Consider the following 20,714-nt stretch of genomic DNA (forward strand, 5'->3'; position numbering starts at 1 on the left):
ACGACCCCATGACGTCTTCGAAGAAGGGCCGCGCCGCGGCCCTGCCGCAGGAGCTCCAGGAAGCGCTGCGCCGCCGCCTGGCAGGGCAGACCGGCACAGCCGCCGCAAAGGCCCGGGAGACCATCCCCCGGGCGGACCGCTCCGCGCCGCTGCCGCTCTCCTTCGCCCAGCAGCGCCTGTGGTTCCTCGACCAGCTCCGCCCCGGCGACTGCCGCTACAACAGCGCGGTCGCGCTGCGGCTGACCGGCAGCCTGGACCGGGTCGCGCTGTCCGGAGCGCTGGACGCCGCGCTGGAGCGCCACGAGGCGCTGCGGACCACGTTCGACGACATCGACGGCCGGCCCGTGCAGACCGTGCACCCGGCCGCCCCGGTGCCGCTGCCGGTCCATCACCTGGCGGAGCATCAAGAGAACGCTCCTGAAAGTGAGGTGGGCGCGGACGAACCCTCCCGGCGCCACGCGGCGCTGGACGAACTGCTGCTGACGGAGTACTCCCGCCCGTTCGACCTGCGCACCGGACCGCTGCTGCGGGCCCTGTTGGTGCGCCTGGCCGCCGACGAGCACGTCCTGCTGCTCACCGCGCACCACATCGTCACCGACGGCTGGTCCATGGGCGTCCTGCTGGACGAACTGTGCACGCTCTACGACGCCCTGGCCCACGGCGAGACGCCGGAGCTCGCACCGGTGGCGACCCAGTACCCGGACTACGCCGTCTGGCAGCGCGGCCGGCTGACCGGCGCCCTCCTGGCGGAGCAACTGTCCTACTGGACCAAGCAGCTGGACCGGGCCGCGCCGCCGGAGCTGCCGCTCGACCGCCCGCGCAGCGGCGCGGAGTCCGGAAGCGGCGCGGTCCACGAGTTCCGCGTCCCGGCGCGGACCACGGCCGGTCTGCGGCAGCTGGCGGCCGAGCAGCACACGACCCTGTTCACCGCGCTGATCGCGGCCTGCCAGGCGCTCTTCGCCCGCTGGTCGGGGCAGGACGACATCACCGTCGGATCGCTGACCCCCGGACGCGGTCGCACCGAACTGGAGCGCGCGGTCGGCTTCTTCGTCAACACCGTCGTGCTGCGCTGCCCGGTCGACACCGCACGCCCCTACCGCGACCTGCTGGACACCGCGGCCGGCACCGTTCTCGACGCCTTCGCCCACGACGACACCCCCTTCGAACGGCTGGTGGAGGCCGTGGGGGCGGTACGCCAGGCGGGCCGCAACCCGCTCTTCGACGTCATGGTGCTGCTGCACCCCGCCCCGCCCGAGGCCCCGGGCCTGCGCGGGCTGACCGCCCGGAACGTCACCGTGCCCCGCCGGGCCGCCACCTTCGACCTGAGCGTCGAGTTCGTCCCGGACGGTGAGGGGCTGACCGGCCTGCTGGAGTACCGCACCGATCTGTTCGACGCCTCGACGGTGGCGCGGATGGCGGAGCAACTGCTGCTCCTGCTCGACGGCGTGGCCACCGAACCGGACCGCCCCCTGGGCGAGCTGTCCCTGCTCTCGGCGCGCGAGCGGAAGCGACTGACCACCGAGTGGAACGACACCGCGCTGCCCGTCACCCCCGCCACCTACCCCGAGGTGTTCGAGGCGCAGACGGCCCGCACCCCGCATGCCACGGCCCTGGTCGCCGGGGACACCACGCTCGACTACGCCGCGCTCAACGCCCGCGCCAACCGGCTGGCCCACCACCTCATCGACCGCGGCGCGGGCCCCGAACAGCTCGTCGCGCTGCGGCTGCCACGCACCGCCGACATGGTCGTGGCGATCCTCGCGGTCCTCAAGTCCGGCGCCGGATACCTGCCCCTCGACCCCGAACTGCCCACGGAGCGGCTGCGCTTCCTGCTGGCGGACGCGCGGCCGATGCTGGTGCTCGACGAGGCGGCGCTGCGCGAGGTGCCCGCGTCGGCGCCCGCGACCGACCCCACCGACGCCGACCGCCGCGCCCCGCTGCTCCCCGGCCACACCGCCTACGTGATCTACACCTCCGGCTCCACCGGCCGCCCCAAGGGGGTGGCCGTGGCCCACCGGTCCCTGATGAACCTGCTCGCCGGCCACCGCGACGGCTTCGTCGCCGCGGCCGGTGGCGGCCCGCTGCGGGTGGCCTTGACCGCGTCGTTCTCCTTCGACACCTCGCTGGAGGGCGTGCTGCTGATGGCCGACGGCCACCCGCTGCACCTGGTCGACGAGGCGACCCGGCTCGACCCGGCCGCGCTGGTCGAGTACGCCGTCGCCCACCGCATCGACTTCCTCGACCTGACCCCTTCCTACCTGCGCCAGCTCTTGCCTGCCGGACTGCTCACCGACCCCCGCCACCACCCCCGGGTGCTGATGCTGGGCGGCGAGGCGGTCGGCCCGGACCTGTGGCGGGAGCTGTCCGCGCTGCCCGACGTCGCCGCGTACAACTTCTACGGCCCCACCGAGTGCACCGTCGACGCGCTGGCCTGCCGCATCGACGGCACCGGGCGGCCCGTGGTGGGGCGGCCGCTGGCCAACGTCCGCGCCCATGTGCTCGACCACCGGCTCCAGCCGGTGCCGCCCGGCGTCGGCGGCGAGCTCTACCTGGCGGGCGACCAGGTCGCGCGCGGCTATCTGCACCGCCCCGGACTGACCGCCGCGCGGTTCGTGGCGGACCCGTTCGGTCCCCCCGGCAGCCGGATGTACCGCACCGGCGACCTCGCCCGCTGGACGGCCGACGGACGGCTCGACTACCTCGGCCGCGCCGACGACCAGGTCAAGATCCGCGGCCACCGCATCGAACCCGGCGAGATCGAGGCGGCTCTGCGGGCGCTGCCGGCCGTCGCCGAGGCGGCCGTCGTCGCCGTCGACGACGCGCGCGGCCACGCCCGGCTCGCCGCCTACGTGACCCCCGCCGCCGAGGCCGCGCCGCCCGCCGCCGCCGAGCTGCGCGCCGCCCTCCAGGGCACCCTGCCCGGCCACATGGTCCCCGCCTCCTTCGTCGTCCTCGACGTCCTGCCGCTGAACAGCAGCGGCAAGCTGGACCGCCGCGCGCTGCCCGCCCCCGACCTCGACGCGGCCGCGCGCGAGCGGGAGTTCCTGGCGCCGCGCACCCCTGCCGAGCGGACGCTGGCCGGGATCTGGTCCGCGGTGCTCGGCGTCGCGCAGGTGGGCGCCGACGACAACTTCTTCGAGCTGGGCGGCGACTCGATCCTCAGCATCCAGGCGGTCTCCCGGGCCCGCGCCGCCGGCCTGCACCTCACCTCCCGGGACGTCTTCCAGCACCAGACCGTCGCCGAACTGGCCGCCGCCGTGGACCTGCGCGGCGCCCCGGCCCCCGCGCCCCGGCAGCCGGACGAGACCGGACCGGCCCCGCTCACCCCCATCCAGGAGTGGTTCTTCGCGACCCACGGACCGCTGCGGCACTTCACCATGTCGATGCTGCTCGACCTGCCCCGCGACCTCGACCAGGACGCCCTGGAGCGGGCCCTGCACGCCGTGGCCGCCCACCATCCGGCGCTGCGCACCCGCTTCGTCCGCACCGGCGACACCTGGCGCCAGCACCCCGGGGCCCCCATGGCCCCCGGCCTGCTGACCCGGCACACCCCGTCCGGAGCCACCGCCACCGCACGGGACGCCGCGCGGACCGAGGCGGCCGACGCCGCCCGCGCGGCCCTCGACCTCGCCACCGGGACGCTGCTGCGCGCCGTCCTGTTCCCGCCGGACCCCGGCGACCGTCCACAGCTCTTCCTGACGGCCCATCACCTCGCGGTGGACAGCGTCTCCTGGCGCATCCTCCTCGCCGACCTGGAGCGCGCCTATCACCAGGCCGCCGCCGGCGAACCGGTCCAACTGGAGCCCACCACCACGCCGTTCACCACCTGGGCCACCGCCCTGTCCCGCCACGTACGGGACGGCGGCCTGGACGACGACCTGGCGTACTGGCGCACCGAGAGCGAGGCGGCACGCACCCCGCTGCCGGTCGACCGCCCCGGCACCCCGCTCGCCGGGTCCGCCCGCACCGTCCGCGCGCGCGTCGACCGCGACACCACCGAGGCCCTGCTGCGCCGGGTGCCCGGCGTGTACCGGACCCGGATCAACGACGTGCTGCTCAGCGCGGTCGGCCGGGTGCTCGCCGACTGGGCGGGCACGGACCGGGTGACGGTGGCCCTGGAGGGGCACGGCCGCGAGGACCTCCACGACACCGGTGCGGCCTTCGGCGACCCCGCCGAGGCGGCAGGCGACGGTGCCGACCTGTCCCGGACCGTCGGCTGGTTCACCACCCAGTACCCCGTCACGCTCACCCTGGCCGGCCCGCCGCACGCCCCGGACTGGGGCGCCACGCTCAAGGCGGTCAAGGAACGGCTGCGCGCCGTCCCCCGGCACGGCCTCGGCTACGAGGCACTCGCCCGCCTGGGCTCGCCCGATCCGGCCGCCGGCGCCCTGCGCGCAGTGCCGTTGCCCCAGGTCTGCTTCAACTACCACGGCCAGTGGGAGAGCGCGCACGACGGCGACTTCACCCCCGCCGGCGAGGCTCCCGGCCGCGACCTGGCCGCCGAGGAGGTCCTCGACCACCTGCTGGACATCTCGGCCGTGGTGGCCGACGGCGTCCTGGAGATCACCTGGCACTACAGCGACCAGGTGCACGACGAGCGCACCGTCCGGAACCTGGCGGACGGCACGGTCCAGGCGCTGACCGCCCTCGTCGCCCACTGCGCCCGGCCGGACGCCGGCGGCCGCACCCCCTCCGACTTCCCGCTGGCCCGCCTAGACCAGGCCGGCGTGGACCGGCTGGCCGGGGACGGGCGCGCCGTCGAGGACATCTATCCGCTGACCCCGCTCCAGGAAGGCATGCTCTTCCACCGCCTGGTGGGCGGCGCGGACGACGTCTACCTCGACCAGGCCACCCTGCTGCTGGACGGGGTGGCCGACCCGCGGGCGTTCGCCCGGGCCTGGCAGCGGGTGGCCGACCGGACGCCGGTGCTGCGCACCTCGGTCGTCTGGGAGGGCGTGCCCGTACCGCTCCAACTCGTGCACCGCCGGGCGACCGTGCCGGTCGCACACCTCGACTGGCGCGCACGGGACGAGGAGTGGCGCACGGACCGACTCGCCCGGCTCCAGGCCGAGGACCTGGCGCGCGGCCTGGACCTCGGCACCCCACCGCTCATGCGGCTCACCCTGATCCAGCTGCCCGGCGACGCGCTGCGGCTGCTGTGGACCTCGCACCACCTGATCCTGGACGGCTGGAGCCTGGCCCAGGTGCTGACCGAGGTCTGCGAGGAGTACGCCGCGCTCGTCGCCGGCCGCGAACCGGCGCCGCCCGCCCGCCGTCCCTTCGGCGACTACGTCCGCTGGCTGTCCGGCCGGGACGACCGCGCGGCCGAAGAACACTGGCGCGCCGTCCTCGCCGGCTTCGCCACCCCGACGCCGCTGCCCTGCGACCGCCCGCCCCGGGAGGCCCACCGGGCCCGCTCCGCCGAGGTGCTGACGGTGAGCCTGCCCGTCGAGCGCTCCGCGGAACTGCTGCGCACCGCCCGGCGCGGCGGACTGACCCTCAATACCGTGGTGCAGGGCGCCTGGGCACTGCTGCTGGCCCGCTACAGCGGCGAGCCGGACGTGGTGTTCGGCACCACCGTGTCCGGCCGGCCGGACACCCTGCACGGCGTCGAGTCGATGGTGGGGATGTTCATCAACACCCTGCCCACCCGGGTACGGGTCGACGGGCACCGTACCGCCGCCGGCTGGCTGCAAGAGCTCCAGGACGCCCAGTCCGAGTCCCGGCGCTTCGAGGCCGTCTCGCTGGCGCAGCTCGCCTCGTTCAGCGACGTACCGGCCGGCACCGCGCTGTTCGACAGCATGGTCGCCTTCGAGAACTACCCCTTCGACGAGGCCCGGACCTCCGGCGCCGGGGTGCGCCTCGCGCAGGTCACCTCCCGGGACGCGACCAACTTCCCCCTGGTGCTGCGCGCCCACCACAGCGACCGCCTCGGCTTCGACCTCGCCTACGACCCCGACCTCTTCGATCCTGCCACCATCCGCGCGCTCGCCGACCGGCTGGGCCTGCTGCTCGCGGAGATCGCCACCGACCTGGACCGCCCGCTGCGCGAGCTGGCGTGGACGACGGCCGAGGAACGCCGCCGGATGCTGGTCGACTGGAACGGCACCGAGCACGGCCGCCCCGAGGCGACCCTGGTGGACCTCTTCGCGTCGCAGGCCGCCCGTACCCCCGACGCCACCGCCGTGACCTGCGCCGGCATCACTCTCTCGTACGCCGAACTCGACGCGCGGGCGGGCCGGCTGGCCCACCGGCTGGCCGAGTACGGCGCCGGCCCCGAGCGCTTCGTGGCGCTCGCCCTGCCCCGCTCGGCGGACCTGATCGTGGCGATCGTGGCGGTGCTGAAGACCGGCGCCGCCTACCTCCCCGTCGACCCCGAGCTGCCCGGCGGCCGCGTCGACCGGCTGCTCACCGACGCCAGCCCGGCTCTGCTGGTGACCACCACCGCCGTCGCCGGGCGGCTCCCCGGTACGGACGTCCCCCGGCTGCTGCTCGACGTGCCCGCGGTCCGCGACGACCTGGCCGCACGCCCCGCCACCGGCCCGGAAACGCCCCGCAGTCCGTTGCCGGAGTCGCCCGCCTACGTCATCTACACCTCGGGCTCCACCGGCCTGCCCAAGGGCGTGGTCGTCCCGCACGCCAACGTGGTGCGGCTGTTCTCCCGCACCCGCCACTGGTTCGGCTTCGACGAGCACGACGTGTGGACGCTCTTCCACTCCTACGCCTTCGACTTCTCCGTCTGGGAGATCTGGGGCGCGCTGCTGCACGGCGGCCGGCTCGTCGTCGTCCCGCACGACACCGCCCGGGCCCCCGAGGAGTTCCTGCGCCTGCTGGCGGACGAACGGGTCACGGTGCTCAACCAGACGCCGTCCGCGTTCTACCCCCTGATGCGCGCGGACGCCGAACACCCCGACCTCGGCGCCCGCCTGCGCCTGCGAAAGGTGATCTTCGGCGGCGAGGCACTGGACCTGGCACGGCTGGCCGACTGGTACGAGCGGCACCCCGACACCGCACCCGCCCTGGTCAACATGTACGGGATCACCGAGACCACCGTGCACGTCTCCTACGCCCCGCTCGACCGCGCCACCGTGACCGGCGCCACCGCCAGCGCCATCGGCTCCGGCCTGCCCGACCTGCGCGTCCATGTCCTCGACGGCGACCTCGCCCCGGTGCCGCACGGCGCCGTCGGCGAGCTGTACGTCGCGGGAGAGGGCCTGGCCCGCGGCTATCTGCGCCGCCCCGGCCTGACCGCCGCGCGGTTCGTCGCCAACCCCTTCGGCCCGCCCGGCACCCGGATGTACCGCACCGGCGACCGGGCCCGGTGGCGGCCCGACGGCACCCTGGAGTACCTCGGCCGCGCCGACCAACAGGTCAAGATCCGCGGGTTCCGCATCGAACTCGGCGAGATCGAGGCCGCGTTGCACTCCCACCCCGGCATCGGTGCGGCCGTGGTGGACGTCCGCGAGGACACTCCCGGCGTGCGGCGGCTGGTCGCCCACGTCGTGGGCGCGGGCCAGGACGCCCCGCCGCCCGCGGCCGCACTCCGTGCCCACCTGGCGCGCACCCTGCCCGCGCACATGGTGCCCGCCGCCTATGTCCCCCTGGACGCGCTGCCGCTGACCGTCAACGGCAAGCTCGACCGCCGGGCGCTGCCCGCCCCCGGCCCGGACGGCTACGCCGCCGGCGCGGACCGCACCGCCCCGCGCACCGAGGCGGAGCGCCTCGTCGCCCAGGTGTGGGCCGAGGTGCTGGACGCCGGGGACGTGGGCGCGGAGGACAACTTCTTCGCGCTGGGCGGCGACTCGATCCTCGCCATCCGCGTCACCTCCCGGCTGCGCGCCGCCCTCGGCGCCGAGGTCTCGCCCCGGCTGCTGTTCACCCGGCCGACGGTGTCCGCGCTCGCCGCCGCCCTGCCCGGCCCGGCGGCGTCCGCGAGTACCACGGACCGCCCGGTGCCGGCCGACGCGATACCGGTGGCCGACCGCGCCGCCGCGGTGCCGCTGTCCTTCGCCCAGCAACGCCTGTGGTTCCTGGACCGCTTCGAGCCGGACAGCACCGAGTACCTGACCTTCTTCGTACTGCGCCTGGGCGGCCACCTCGACGAGGCCGCGCTGCGCACCGCCCTGGACGCCCTGGTGGCCCGGCACGAATCGCTGCGCACCACCTTCGCCGAACAGGACGGCCTCGCCCACCAGCAGGTACATGCCCCCGCTCCGGTGGACCTGCCGCTGCACGACCTGTCGGCCCTCCCGCCGCAGGACCGCGACGGCGCGCTCGACGATCTGCTGGCACGTGACGGCGCCACCCCCTTCGACCTGGCCACCGGGCCGCTGCTGCGCACCCGACTGATCCGCCTCGGCGCCGACGAGCACGTACTGACCCTGGCCATGCACCACATCGTCACCGACGGCTGGTCCACTGCGGTGCTCGGCCGGGACCTGGGCGAGCTGTACGCGGCGGCCCGGCACGAGCGCCGCCCGGACCTGCCCCCGCTGCCCGTCCAGTACGCCGACTACGCGGTCTGGCAGCGCGCGCGGACCGGGCGGGCGGAGGAGCAACTCGCCTACTGGAAGACCCAGTTGGACGGTGTCGCCCCGCTGGAGCTGCCGACCGACCGGCCGCGGCCCGCCGTCCGCAGCAAGAACGGCGCGCTGCTGGAGTTCGCGCTGCCCGCCGAATTGACCGAGCGGCTGCGGGAGACCGGCCGCGGCGCCGACGCCACCCTCTACATGACGCTGCTCGCGGCCTGCCAGGTGCTCCTCGCCCGCTGGTCCGGCCAGGAGGACATCGCGGTCGGCACCGTGGCCTCCGGACGCGAACGCCCCGAACTGGAGCACCTGGTCGGGATGTTCGTGAACACCCTGGTGCTGCGCGGCCGGGTCCCCGCGGACCGCTCGTTCAGCGCCCTGCTGAAGGACGTGCGCAGCACCGTGCTGGACGCGTTCGCCCACCAGGACGTGTCCTTCGAACGGCTCGTGGACGTCCTCCAGCCGGAGCGGGACACCAGCCGCACCCCCCTGTTCCAGGTCATGGTCGCGCTGCACAACCTGGGCGGCGAGGCCCCGCGGCTGGACGGCCTCGACGTCGAGGCCGTCCAGCCGCCGGTCCGCCATGCCTCCTTCGACCTCGGCTTCGACTTCGTCGAGCGCGACGGCGGCCTCACCGCGTTCGTGGAGTACAACACCGACCTCTTCGACGCGGACACCGTCCAGCGGATGACCGGCCGGCTGCGGCTGCTGCTGGAGGCGGTCGCGGACGACCCCGGACGGACGGTGGGCGAACTGCCGCTGCTGTCCGCCCCGGAACGCCGGCAGGTACTGGAGGAGTGGCAGGGCGAGCTGCTGCCCGTACCGGACACCACCTTCACCGAGCTGTTCGAGGCTCAGGCCGCCCGCACCCCGCACGCCACCGCCCTGGTGGCCCGGGACGCCACCTTCGACTTCGCCACCCTCAACACCCGCGCCAACCGGCTGGCCCACCACCTCATCGGCCTCGGCGCCGGCCCGGAGCGGGTGATCGCCGTCCGGCTGCCGCGCACCTCGGACATGATGGTGGCGCTCCTCGCCGTCCTCAAGGCGGGCGGCACCCAGCTCTCCCTCGACCCCGAACTGCCCGAGGAACGCCTCGCGTTCCTGCTCGCGGACGCCGCGCCGCAGACCGTCGTGACCCCCGACACGCTGCGCGACGCCCCGCTGGACGGGCTGCCCACCCACAACCCCACCGACGCCGACCGGATCGCGCCGCTGTGCGGCGCCCACACCGCATACCTCAACTACACCTCCGGCTCCACCGGCAGGCCCAAGGGCGTCGCCGTCGAACACCGCCAGCTGGTCAACCTCTGCCACGACCATCGGGCCGGGCTCGTGGCCCCGCACACCACCGAAGGAGGCCGGCTGCGCTTCGCGCTCAGCGCCGCCTTCTCCTTCGACACCTCGTGGGAAGGCCCGCTGCTGCTGGCGCTGGGTCAGCAGGTCCACCTCGTCGACGACGAGGTACGCCTGGACCCGGCCGCGTTCGTCGCGCAGATCGCCGCACACCGCCTGGACGGCATCGATGTGACACCGACCTTCCTGCACGAGCTGATGGCCGCCGGACTGTTCACCGGCGAGGGCCACCGTCCGCGCCTCGTCATGGTGGGCGGTGAGGCCATCGGCACGCCGCTGTGGCGGGAGCTGCGGGAGACCGACGGCCTCACCGCGTACAACGTCTACGGCCCCACCGAGTGCACCGTCGACGCCGTCTACGGCCGCTTCACCGACCACCCCGAGCGGCCCGTCATCGGCCGGCCGGGCCGCAACCTGCGCGCCTATGTGCTCGACGGGCGGCTGCAACCGGTGCCGGCCGGGGTACCGGGCGAGCTGTATCTGGCCGGTGCCCAGGTCGCCCGCGGCTACCGGGGGCGCCCCGGCCTCACCGCCGGGCGCTTCGTCGCCGACCCGTTCGGCCCGCCCGGCACCCGCATGTACCGCACCGGCGACCGCGCCCGCCACGACGCGCAGGGGTTGCTGGAGTTCCTGGGGCGCACCGACGAACAGGTCAAGATCCGCGGCCACCGCATCGAGCCCGGTGAGATCGAGGCGGCCCTCCTGGACCACCCCGAGGTCGCGGACACCGTGGTGGTGGCGCGGGAACACGACGGCCGGGCGCGGCTGGTGGCCTACGTGGTCCCCGCCGGGGAACGGACACCCCCGGCCGAGGAACTGCGGGTCCGGCTGCGCCGCACGCTGCCGGACTACATGGTCCCCGCGGCGTTCGTCGCGCTGGAGCGGGTGCCGCGGACCAGCAGCGGCAAGACCGACCGGCGCGCCCTGCCCGCGCCTCCGGCCCAGCCGGACACCGCGACGCGCCACGTGGCCCCGCGCAACGACACCGAGACCTGCCTCGCGGGCATCTGGGCGGAGGTGCTCGGCGTTCCCCGCGTCGGCGTCGAGGACAACTTCTTCGCCCTCGGCGGCGACTCGATCCTCAGCATCCAGATCGTCTCCCGGGCCCGCCGCGCCGGTCTCGCCCTCACCTCCAAGGACGTCTTCCGCCACCAGACCATCGCGGAACTCGCCCTGTGCACCGACGCCGTGACCCCGCCGCCCGCCGACGCCGGACCGGCCCCGGCCGGACCGGCCCCGCTCACCCCCATCCAGCACTGGTACCTCGACGGGCGACGGCCCGGCGACGCGCTGCGCTTTTCCATGACCCACCGGCTGGAACTGGCCCCGGACAGCACGGAAGCGGCGCTGCGGCAGGCGGTCGATGCCCTGGTCGCCCACCACGAGGCGCTGCGCACCCGTTTCCGCCGCACCGACGGCGCCTGGCACCAGGACGTGTTGCCCACCGCCCCCGGCGAGGTCTTCACCCGTCACGACCTGACCGGACTCGACGAGCCGGCCCAGGAGGCAGCCGTCCAGCGCGCGGCCACCGCCGCGCAGACCGCCCTCGACCCCACCGAGGGCCGGGTCGTACGGGTGCTGTACTTCGACCACGGACCCGACCGCCCCGCCCAACTCCTGCTCACCGTCCACCATTTGGTGGTCGACGGGGTGTCCTGGCGCATCCTGCTCGGCGACCTGGAAACCGCCTGCCGCAACGTCGCCGCCGGCCGGCCGGCCGGTCTGCCCCCGGCGAGCAGCGGCTACGGACACTGGGCGGCCCGCCTGGAGCAGCACACCCGCTCCGGCGCCCTCGACGGCGACCTGGCGTACTGGACCCGCACCTGCGCCGCCCCCGCCGACCTCCCCACCGACCGGGAGGGCAGCAACACCCACGGCGAGGCCGCCACCCTCACCGTCCGCCTGGGCCGCACCGAGACCGACGCCCTGCTGCGCCAGGTCCCCGACGTCTACCGCACCCAGGTCAACGATGTCCTGCTGAGCGCCCTCGGCCGCACCCTGGCCCGCTGGAGCGGCCAGGACACCGTGCTCCTCGGCGTCGAGGGACACGGCCGCGAGGACCTCTTCGACGACCTGGACCTGTCGCGCACCGTCGGCTGGTTCACCGCCGAATTCCCGCTCGCCCTGACCGTCGCCCCCGACGCGGACTGGCGCGAGACCGTACGGTCCGTCAAGGAGCAGCTGCGCGCCGTCCCGCTGCGCGGTCTGAGCTACGGCGCGCTGCGCCACCTCGCCGGGCCGGGCCCGCTGCACGACGCGCCGGCGCCCCGGATCGGCTTCAACTACCACGGCCAGTGGGACGTGGCGTCCGCTACCGAGCCGGACGGCGGCGGACTCTACCGCGCCGCCCTGCCGCCGGCCGGCGCGGACACCGACCCCGACGAGGAGCGCAGCTACCTGCTCGACGTGACGGGCGTCGTCCAGGACGGCCGGCTCGAACTCGGCTGGACCTACTCGCCCGCGCGCTACGACGAGTCCACCGTGCGCCGCCTCGCCGAGGACACCGCCGCGGCGCTGGGCGAGATCGTCGCGCACTGCGCCCGGCCGGACACCGGCGGCCGCACCCCGTCCGACTTCCCGCTCGCCGGGCTCGACCAGCACCAGGTGGACCTGGTCGCGGGCGACGGACACCATGTCGCGGACATCCACCGGCTCACCCCGCTGCAGGCCGGCATGCTCTTCCACGGGCTGGTCGACGAGGCAGGCGCCTACTTCGACCAGATGACCCTGCGGATCGCCGGGGTCGCCGACCCGCAGGTGTTCGCCGCGGCCTGGCAGACCGTCGCCGACCACACCCCGGCGCTGCGCAGCAGCGTCCACTGGCAGGGCCTGCCCCACCCCGTACAGGTCGTCCACCGCCATGCCGCCCTGCCCGTCACCCACCACGACTGGCGGACCCTGACCCCCGACGAGCGCGACCGCGCGCTGGCGGAGCTGCTCGCGGAGGACCGGGCGGCCGGCCTGGACCTCACCCGCGCACCGCTGAGCCGGATCGCGGTGGCGGCGCTGCCCGGCGACGAGATCGTGCTGGTGTGGTCCTCGCACCACCTGATGCTCGACGGCTGGAGCACCGGCGCGGTCTTCGCCGACGTGTGCGCGCAGTACGCGGCGACCGTCGAGGGCCGTACCGTCCGGCCGCCGGCCCGCCGCCCGTTCCGGGACTTCCTGCACTGGCTGGCCGAACAGGACGAGGAGGAGGCCGAGCGGCACTGGGCGGACACCCTCGCCGGGTTCACCGCCCGCACCCCGCTGCCCTACGACCGGCAGCCCGTCGAGGCGCACCGAGCCCGCTCGGGCGCCCTGGTGCACCTGGACCTCACCCCCGAGGTCTCCGAGCGGCTGCGCACCACGGCCCGGCGGAGCGGACTGACCGTCAACACCGTGGTCCAGGGCGCCTGGGCGCTGCTGCTGGCCCGCTACAGCGGCCTCCAGGACGTGGTGTTCGGCACCACGGTCTCCGGCCGCCCGGCCGAACTGCCGGGGGTGGAGTCCATGGTCGGCATGTTCATCAACACCGTCCCGACGCGTGCCGTGATCGACGGGACCCAGGGCGTGCTGCCCTGGCTGCGCGGCCTCCAGGAGCAGCAGAGCGACTCCCGGCGCTTCGACTTCGTCTCGCTCGCCCGCATCCGGTCCCTCAGCGAACTCCCCGCGGGCGAGGCGCTGTTCGACAGCATGGTGGTCTTCGAGAACTACCCGTTCGACGAGGCCGCCACCACCGGTGCGGGCATCCGCATCCAGGACGTGCGCGCCGAGGACGCCACCACCTTCCCGCTGTGCCTGCGCGCCTACCTCGACGACCGCCTCGGCTTCGACCTCGCCTACGACGGGACGCTGTTCGACCGGGAGACGGTGGAGCGGGCCGCGGACCGCCTGGAGACCCTGCTGACCGCGGTCGCCGACGGCGCCGACCGGCGCCTGGACGACCTCGGCCTGCTCACCGACGCCGACCGCGCGGTACTGCGCCGGTGGAACACCCCCGCGCGGCACGTCCCGGCCGGCTCGCCGGTGGACCGGTTCGCCGCACAGGTGCGCCGCACCCCGGACGCGCCCGCGCTCACCGACGCCGAGGGCACCGAGCTGACCTACCGTCAACTCGCCGACTGGTCGGACCGGGTGGCCCACCGGCTGCTGGCCTACGGCCTGGCCCCCGAGGACCGGGTCGCCCTGCTCATGGACCGCTCGGCCGCGCTCGTGGTCGCCCAGCTGGCGGTGCTCAAGGCGGGCGGCGCCTATCTGCCCGTGGACGGCCGGGCCCCCGAGGAACGCCGCCGGATGCTGCTCGACCAGGCGGGAGTGACCACCCACTTGACCGCCGAGGAGGTCACCGCCGCGCGGACCGCCACCCCGGCGCCGGAGCGGGCGCTGCCGCCCGCCGACCCGGACCGGCTGGCGTACGTGATGTTCACCTCCGGGTCGACCGGCACCCCGAAGGCCGTCGGGGTGCGCCACCGGGACGTGGCGGCGCTCGCCACCGACAGCCGGTTCGCCGGCCCCGACGTCGCCCGGGTGCTGCTGCACTCGCCGGTGGCCTTCGACGCCGCCACCTTCGAGGTCTGGGCGCCACTGCTGAACGGCGGCCGGATCGTGGTCGCACCGCCCGGCCCGGTGGACGCGGCCCTGCTGCGGCGACTGGCCGCCGGGGGAGAGCTGACGGCGCTGTGGCTGACGGCCGGGCTGTTCCGGCTGCTGTCCCAGGACGCGCCGGACTGCTTCGCTGGGCTGCGCCAGGTGTGGACCGGCGGCGACGTGGTGCCGGCCGTCGCCGTGCGCCGGGCGCTGTCCGCCTGCCCGGACCTGACCGTCGTGGACGGCTACGGCCCGACCGAGACCACGACCTTCGCGACGTCCTTCGCGATGACCGACGCCGCCGCGGTCCCCGCCACGGTGCCGATCGGCCGCCCGCTGGACGACATGCGCGTCCACATCCTCGACGCCCGGATGCGCCCGGTGCCGCCGGGCACCGCGGGCGAACTCTGCCTGGCCGGCGAGGGGGTGGCCCGCGGCTACCTCGGCCGCCCCGGGGCCACCGCGGAGCGCTTCGTCGCGGATCCGTCCGGGCCGCCCGGCGCCCGGATGTACCGCACCGGGGACCTCGCCCGCCGGCGGCCGGACGGCACCGTGGAGTTCCTCGGCCGCGCCGACGACCAGGTCAAGATCCGGGGCTTCCGCGTCGAGCCCGGAGAGGTGGAGGCGGCACTGGCCGCCCACCCGGGCGTCGCGGACGTGGCCGTCGTGGCCCGCGAGCAGCGGCCCGGAACCAAGCACCTGGTCGCCTATGTGGTGGGCCACGACGGGCTCGACACCGAGGAGCTGCGCGGGTACGCCCGCGACACCCTGCCCGACTACCTCGTCCCGGCGGCGTTCGTACCGCTGGCCGAGCTGCCGCTGAGCGGCAACGGCAAGGTGGACCGCGCGGCGCTGCCCGTGCCGGCCGCCGGCACGGACCGGCCGGAGCCGGTCGCCCCGCGCACCGAGGCCGAACGCCGCACGGTTCAGGTCTGGGCCGAGGTGCTCGGCGTGGCACGGGTCGGGGTCGCGGACGATTTCTTCGCGCTGGGCGGCGACTCGATCCTCAGCATCCGGCTCGCCTCCCGGCTGGCCGAGGCGTTCGGCACCGAGCTGACCCCGCGGGCCGTGTTCACCCACCCGACCCCGGCCGCCCTCGCCGCGCTGCTCACCGCGGGGGAGGAACCCGCCGAGGGGGACGGCGCCCGTACCCCGGTGGACCGGGACGCCCCGCTGCCGCTGTCCTTCGCCCAGCAACGCCTCTGGTTCCTCGACGCGTTCACGCCGGAGAGCACCGAGTACCTCACCCCGCTCGCCCTGCGGCTGCGCGGCCGGCTCGACACCGCCGCGCTCGCCACCGCCCTGACGGCGCTGGCGGCCCGGCACGAGACGCTGCGGACCACCTTCGACAGCGTGGACGGCCAGGGCGTCCAGATCGTCCACGAGCCCCGGGAGGTCCCGCTGCCGCTGCGCGACCTGTCGTCCCTGCCCGCCGCCGACCGCACGGCCGCGCTGGACCGGCTGCTGGCCGAGGAGCGCACCCGCCCCTTCGACCTGCGCCGCGGCCCCCTGCTGCGCGCCGGACTGGTCCGGCTCGCGGACGACCACCACGTACTGACCCTGACGCTCCATCACATCATCACCGACGGCTGGTCGACCGGCGTGCTCACCGGCGACCTGTCGCACCTCTACCGGGCCGCGCTGCACGGCACGCCCCCCGAGCTGCCGCCGCTGCCGGTGCAGTACGCCGATGTCGCGCACCGGCAGCGGACGGCACGCACCGGCCGGGCTGCCGAAGACCAACTCCTTTACTGGAAGGAGCAGTTGACCGGGGTCGAGCCGCTCCAGCTGCCCGCCGACCGGCCGCGCCCGCCCGTGCAGACCAGGAGCGGCGCGACCGAGGGGCTCGTCCTGCCGCCGGAGACGGCCCACCGTCTGAAGGAGTTCGGCCGGACCCGGAGGACCACCCTGTTCATGACGCTGGTCGCCGCGGCCCAGGCCCTCTTCGCGCGGCTGTCCGGCCAGCAGGACATCGCGGTCGGCACCGTGACCTCGGGCCGCGACCGCATCGAGACCCAGCGGCTGATCGGCTTCTTCGTCAACACCCTGGTCCTGCGGTCGACGGTCGACCCCGCACAGGACTTCCCCGCGTTCCTGGCGGACGTCCGCGACACCGTGCTGGACGCCTTCGCGCACCAGGACGTGCCGTTCGAGCAGGTCGTGGACGAGGTCCAGCCGGCCCGGGACACCAGCCGCACCCCGCTCTTCCAGGCCATGGTGGTGCTCCAGAACGCGCCCGGCGAGCCGATGGACCTGCCCGGCCTCCAGGTGAGCGACATCGAAGCGGACCGCGACGACGCCGCCTTCGACCTCACCCTGGAGTTCGCCGAGACGGCCTCCGGTGCCCTGCACGGCCTGCTCACCTACAACACCGACCTCTTCGACACCGCCACCGCCCGCAGGATGGCAGACCAGCTCACCACCCTGCTGACCGGCATCGCCGACGACCCGCACCGCCCGCTCGGCGCCCTGCCCCTGGCACCCGCCGACGCACTGCGGCGCCTGCTCACCGACCGGCAGGGCGCCGTCCGCCCGGTACCCCCGGCCACCCTGCCCGAGCTCTTCCGGCGGCAGGCGGACCGGACACCCGACGCGGTGGCCCTCGTGCAGGGCGCGCGCGAGCTGACCTTCGCCGAGCTGGAGAGCGCGGCCAACCGGCTGGCGCACCGGCTCATTGCCCAAGGCGTCGGCCCCGAGCGCCTGGTGGCCCTGGCCCTGCCCCGCTCGGCGGAGATGGCCGTGGCACAACTGGCCGTGGCGAAGGCCGGCGGCGCGTTCCTGCCCGTCGACCCGGCCTACCCGGCCGAGCGGCGGGAGTTCATGGTGCGCGACTCCGCGGCAGCCGTGATCCTCGACGACCCGGAGGCCATCTGGTGCGCGGACGGTCCGGCCGCCGCGCCCACCGACCAGGACCGCCTCGCGCCGCTGCGGACCGGCCACCCCGCGTACGTCATCTACACCTCCGGCTCGACCGGCACCCCCAAGGCGGTGGTCGTCACGCACGCCGGACTGGCCGGCTTCGCCGCGGCCGCCGCGGCCCGCTACGACGTCCAACCCGGCGACCGGGTCCTCCAGTTCGCCTCGCCCAGCTTCGACGCCTCCTTCCTGGAGCTGAGCATTTCCCTGCTCGCGGGGGCGACACTGATCGCGGGGGAGGAGGGGCCGCTGCTCGGCGAACGCCTCGCCCAGGTGCTCGCCGAGCAGCGGATCACCCACGCCCTGATCCCGCCCGCGGCGCTGGCCACCGTGCCGCCCGAAGCGGCCGACACCCTGCCGGACCTGCGCACCCTGATCGTCGGCGCCGAGGCCTGCCCCGCCGATCTCGTGGCGCGCTGGGCGCCGGGCCGCCGCATGATCAACTCCTATGGCCCCACCGAGGCCACCGTGGTCGCCACCTGGACCGATCCGCTGGTCCCGGAGGCGGGCGCGCCGCCCATCGGCCGCCCCGTCGACAACACCCGGGCCTACGTCCTGGACGCCGCCCTGCGCCCCGTACCGGTCGGTGTCACCGGCGAGCTGTACGTGGCCGGTGCCGGGCTCGCCCGCGGCTACCTGGGCCGCCCGGGACTGACCGCGGCCCGCTTCGTCGCCGACCCGTTCGCCGCCCCGGGCAGCCGGATGTACCGCACCGGCGACCTGGTGCGCTGGGGTGCCGACGGCGAACTGCACTACGCCGGACGCGCCGACGACCAGGTCAAGGTGCGCGGCTTCCGCATCGAGCCCGGCGAGATCGAGAGCGCGCTGCGGCGCAGCCCCCGGGTACGTGACGCCGTGGTCGCCGTCCGCGCCACCGGCCCGGCCGGCCGCGCGGACGCCGGCCCCGGGCGCCTGGTCGCCTACGTCGTCCCGGCCGGCGGGACCGCGGAGCCGCTGCCCGTCCCGGCACTGCGCGACTTCCTGGCCGCGAGCCTCCCGCCGCACATGGTGCCGTCGGTGTTCGTCCCGCTGGCCGAACTGCCGCTGACGCCCAACGGCAAGACCGACCGACGTGCCCTCCCCGATCCCGAGCCGGCGTCCGCCGCCCCCGCCACCCATGTCGCGCCGCGCACCGACACCGAACGCCGGATCGCCCGGATCTGGGCCGATGTCCTCGGGCTCGACACGGTGGGGGCCGAGGACAACTTCTTCGACCTCGGCGGGGACTCGATCCTCAGCATGCAAGTGGTCTCCCGCCTGCGCCAGGCCGGACTGCACCTCGCCACCAAGGACCTGTTCACCCACCAGACGGTGGCCGAACTGGCCGGCGTCGTCACCACCGGACCGGACCGGTCCGACAGCGGCCCGGTGACCGGCGACCTGCCGCTCACCCCCATCCAGGACTGGTTCTTCGCCACCCCCCGGGCCAACCCGCACCACTTCAACCAGTCGGCGCTGCTCGAACTGGACGGCGAGCCCGACCCCACGGCTCTGGAGACCGCCCTGGCCGCGCTCCTGACCCACCACGACGCGCTGCGTATGCGGTTCACCGAGGACGGCGGCCGCCGGCGCCAGCACAACCCGCCGCCGTCCCCCGACCCGCACGTGCTGACCCGGCACGACCTGACCGGTCTGTCGCCCGACGAGGCCGACGCGGCCATGGAGAAGGCCGCCGACGACCTCCACTCGGACTTCGACATCGGCCAGGGCCCGCTGCTGAAGGCCGCGCTGTTCACCGGCGGCACGGACCGCCCCGCCTTCCTCTTCCTGGTGGCCCACCACCTGGTCATCGACGGCGTGTCCTGGCGCATCGTCCTGGACGACCTGGAGACCGCCTACCAGCAGGCCGCACAGGGCCGGCCGGTGACCCTGGGCGAGCGGACCACCGCCTTCCGGGATTGGGCACGCGGCCTGGCCGCGCACGTCGCCGAAGGGGGGCTGGACCACGAACTCCCTTACTGGGAGGACGCCGTGGCCCCCGCCCCGCTGCCGGTCGACCACGACGGTGCCGCGCCCGCCCGGCCGGCCCGCACGGTGACCGTGACGCTGGACGAGACGGACACCACGGCGCTGCTGCGCGCGGCCCCCACCGCCTACCGCACCCGCATCAACGACGTCCTGCTGGCCGCGCTCGCCCTGGCGCTGGCGCGCTGGACCGGCCGCGACCGGGTCTGCGTGGACCTGGAAGGACACGGCCGCGAGGACATCCTGGACGGCGTCGACCTCTCCCGTACGGTCGGCTGGTTCACCACCGTCTATCCGGTCGGCCTCCACGTGCCCGACCCCGCGGACCTCGGCCCGTCGCGGGACTGGCGCGCCCTGGTCAAATCCGTTCGGCGGCAGCTGCGCGCCGTGCCCGGCAACGGCCTCGGCTTCGGCGCCCTGCGCACCCACGGCCCCGCCGAGGTGCGCGCGCGTCTGGAGCGGACCGGCCGCGGGCAGGTGGTGTTCAACTACCTGGGCCAGTGGGACGCCCGGCCGGGCGGATCCGGCGGCGGACTCGTCCGCGCCGAGCACGGCTCCTTCGGCCAGGACCACGACCCGCGCGACGGCGGTTCCCATCTGCTGGAGGCGGTCGGCGCGGTGCAGGCTGGCCGGCTCGCCTTCACCTGGCACTACCGCCCCGACGTACACGAGGAAGCGACGGTACGGGCGGTCGCCGAGGACTTCGCCGAAGCGCTGCGCCGGATCGCCCAGCACGCCCGGGACAGCGTGTGAGCCCGGGGGAGACCGGCCGGGTCACCCCTCGCGCGGCGGGCCCCGTCGGTGCGCACCGCGCCCACCACGGCGGTCCACCGCCCCACCTCCGCGCACCGGCTGCCGGAGACCCCCTGAACGTCGTCGACTGCCCGCCCGGCGAACCGGACCGGACCTCCCGGCCGCCCCGGCCCGCGCAGCCGCACGATGCACCGCCCAGTGAGGCAACCAACGATTCAGTGAAGCAACCAACAATGGGAGAGCACGACATGGACGAGAACGCCCGCTACCAGGTGCTGCGCAACGACGAGGACCAGTACTCGCTGTGGCTGGCCGACCTGGAGATCCCCGCCGGATGGCAAGCCGTGGGCAAGGAGGGCACGCAGGACGAGTGCGCCGCGTACGTCGACGAGGTCTGGACCGACATGCGGCCGCGCAGCCTGCGCGAGCGCATGGAGAACGCCGGCTCCTGAACCGCCCCCAGGGGCGCGGCAGCCCGCCGCGCCCCGCGCGTTCCCTCGGCCCTCCAAGCGCCCGCGCCCCGCGCCCCGCGACGCCGACCGCCGCCGCGCCGGGCCCCGCGCCGCGCGCCTCGTCGAGTACGTGCCGAGCACCGCATCGCGCCCGCGGCCCCGCACGCCGACCCAC

The 20,714-nt window shown here is 75.2% G+C and carries 2 protein-coding genes; both read left to right on the forward strand.

The genetic code is table 11. The annotated features are described in order from the left end of the window. Positions 1–8: 8 nt before the first annotated feature. Entirely contained in the window at positions 9–20,087 is a 20,079-nt protein-coding gene (locus EST92_RS05095; RefSeq protein WP_129279735.1) for a non-ribosomal peptide synthase/polyketide synthase, read from the forward strand. A gap of 248 nt (positions 20,088–20,335) precedes the next feature. Beyond that, a complete protein-coding gene (locus EST92_RS05100) occupies positions 20,336–20,539 on the forward strand; it encodes an MbtH family NRPS accessory protein (RefSeq protein WP_040901222.1) in 204 nt (67 codons plus the stop codon). Positions 20,540–20,714: the final 175 nt, after the last annotated feature.

This window comes from Streptomyces sp. TM32, from assembly GCF_004122755.1.
Taxonomy (GTDB): Bacteria; Actinomycetota; Actinomycetes; order Streptomycetales; family Streptomycetaceae; genus Streptomyces; species Streptomyces sioyaensis.

Bases quoted from the DNA above. Each gene is read 5' to 3' on its own strand.
- EST92_RS05095 (WP_129279735.1), top strand. From the start codon at position 9: ATGACGTCTTCGAAGAAGGGCCGCGCCGCGGCCCTGCCGCAGGAGCTC.
- EST92_RS05100 (WP_040901222.1), top strand. From the start codon at position 20,336: ATGGACGAGAACGCCCGCTACCAGGTGCTGCGCAACGACGAGGACCAG.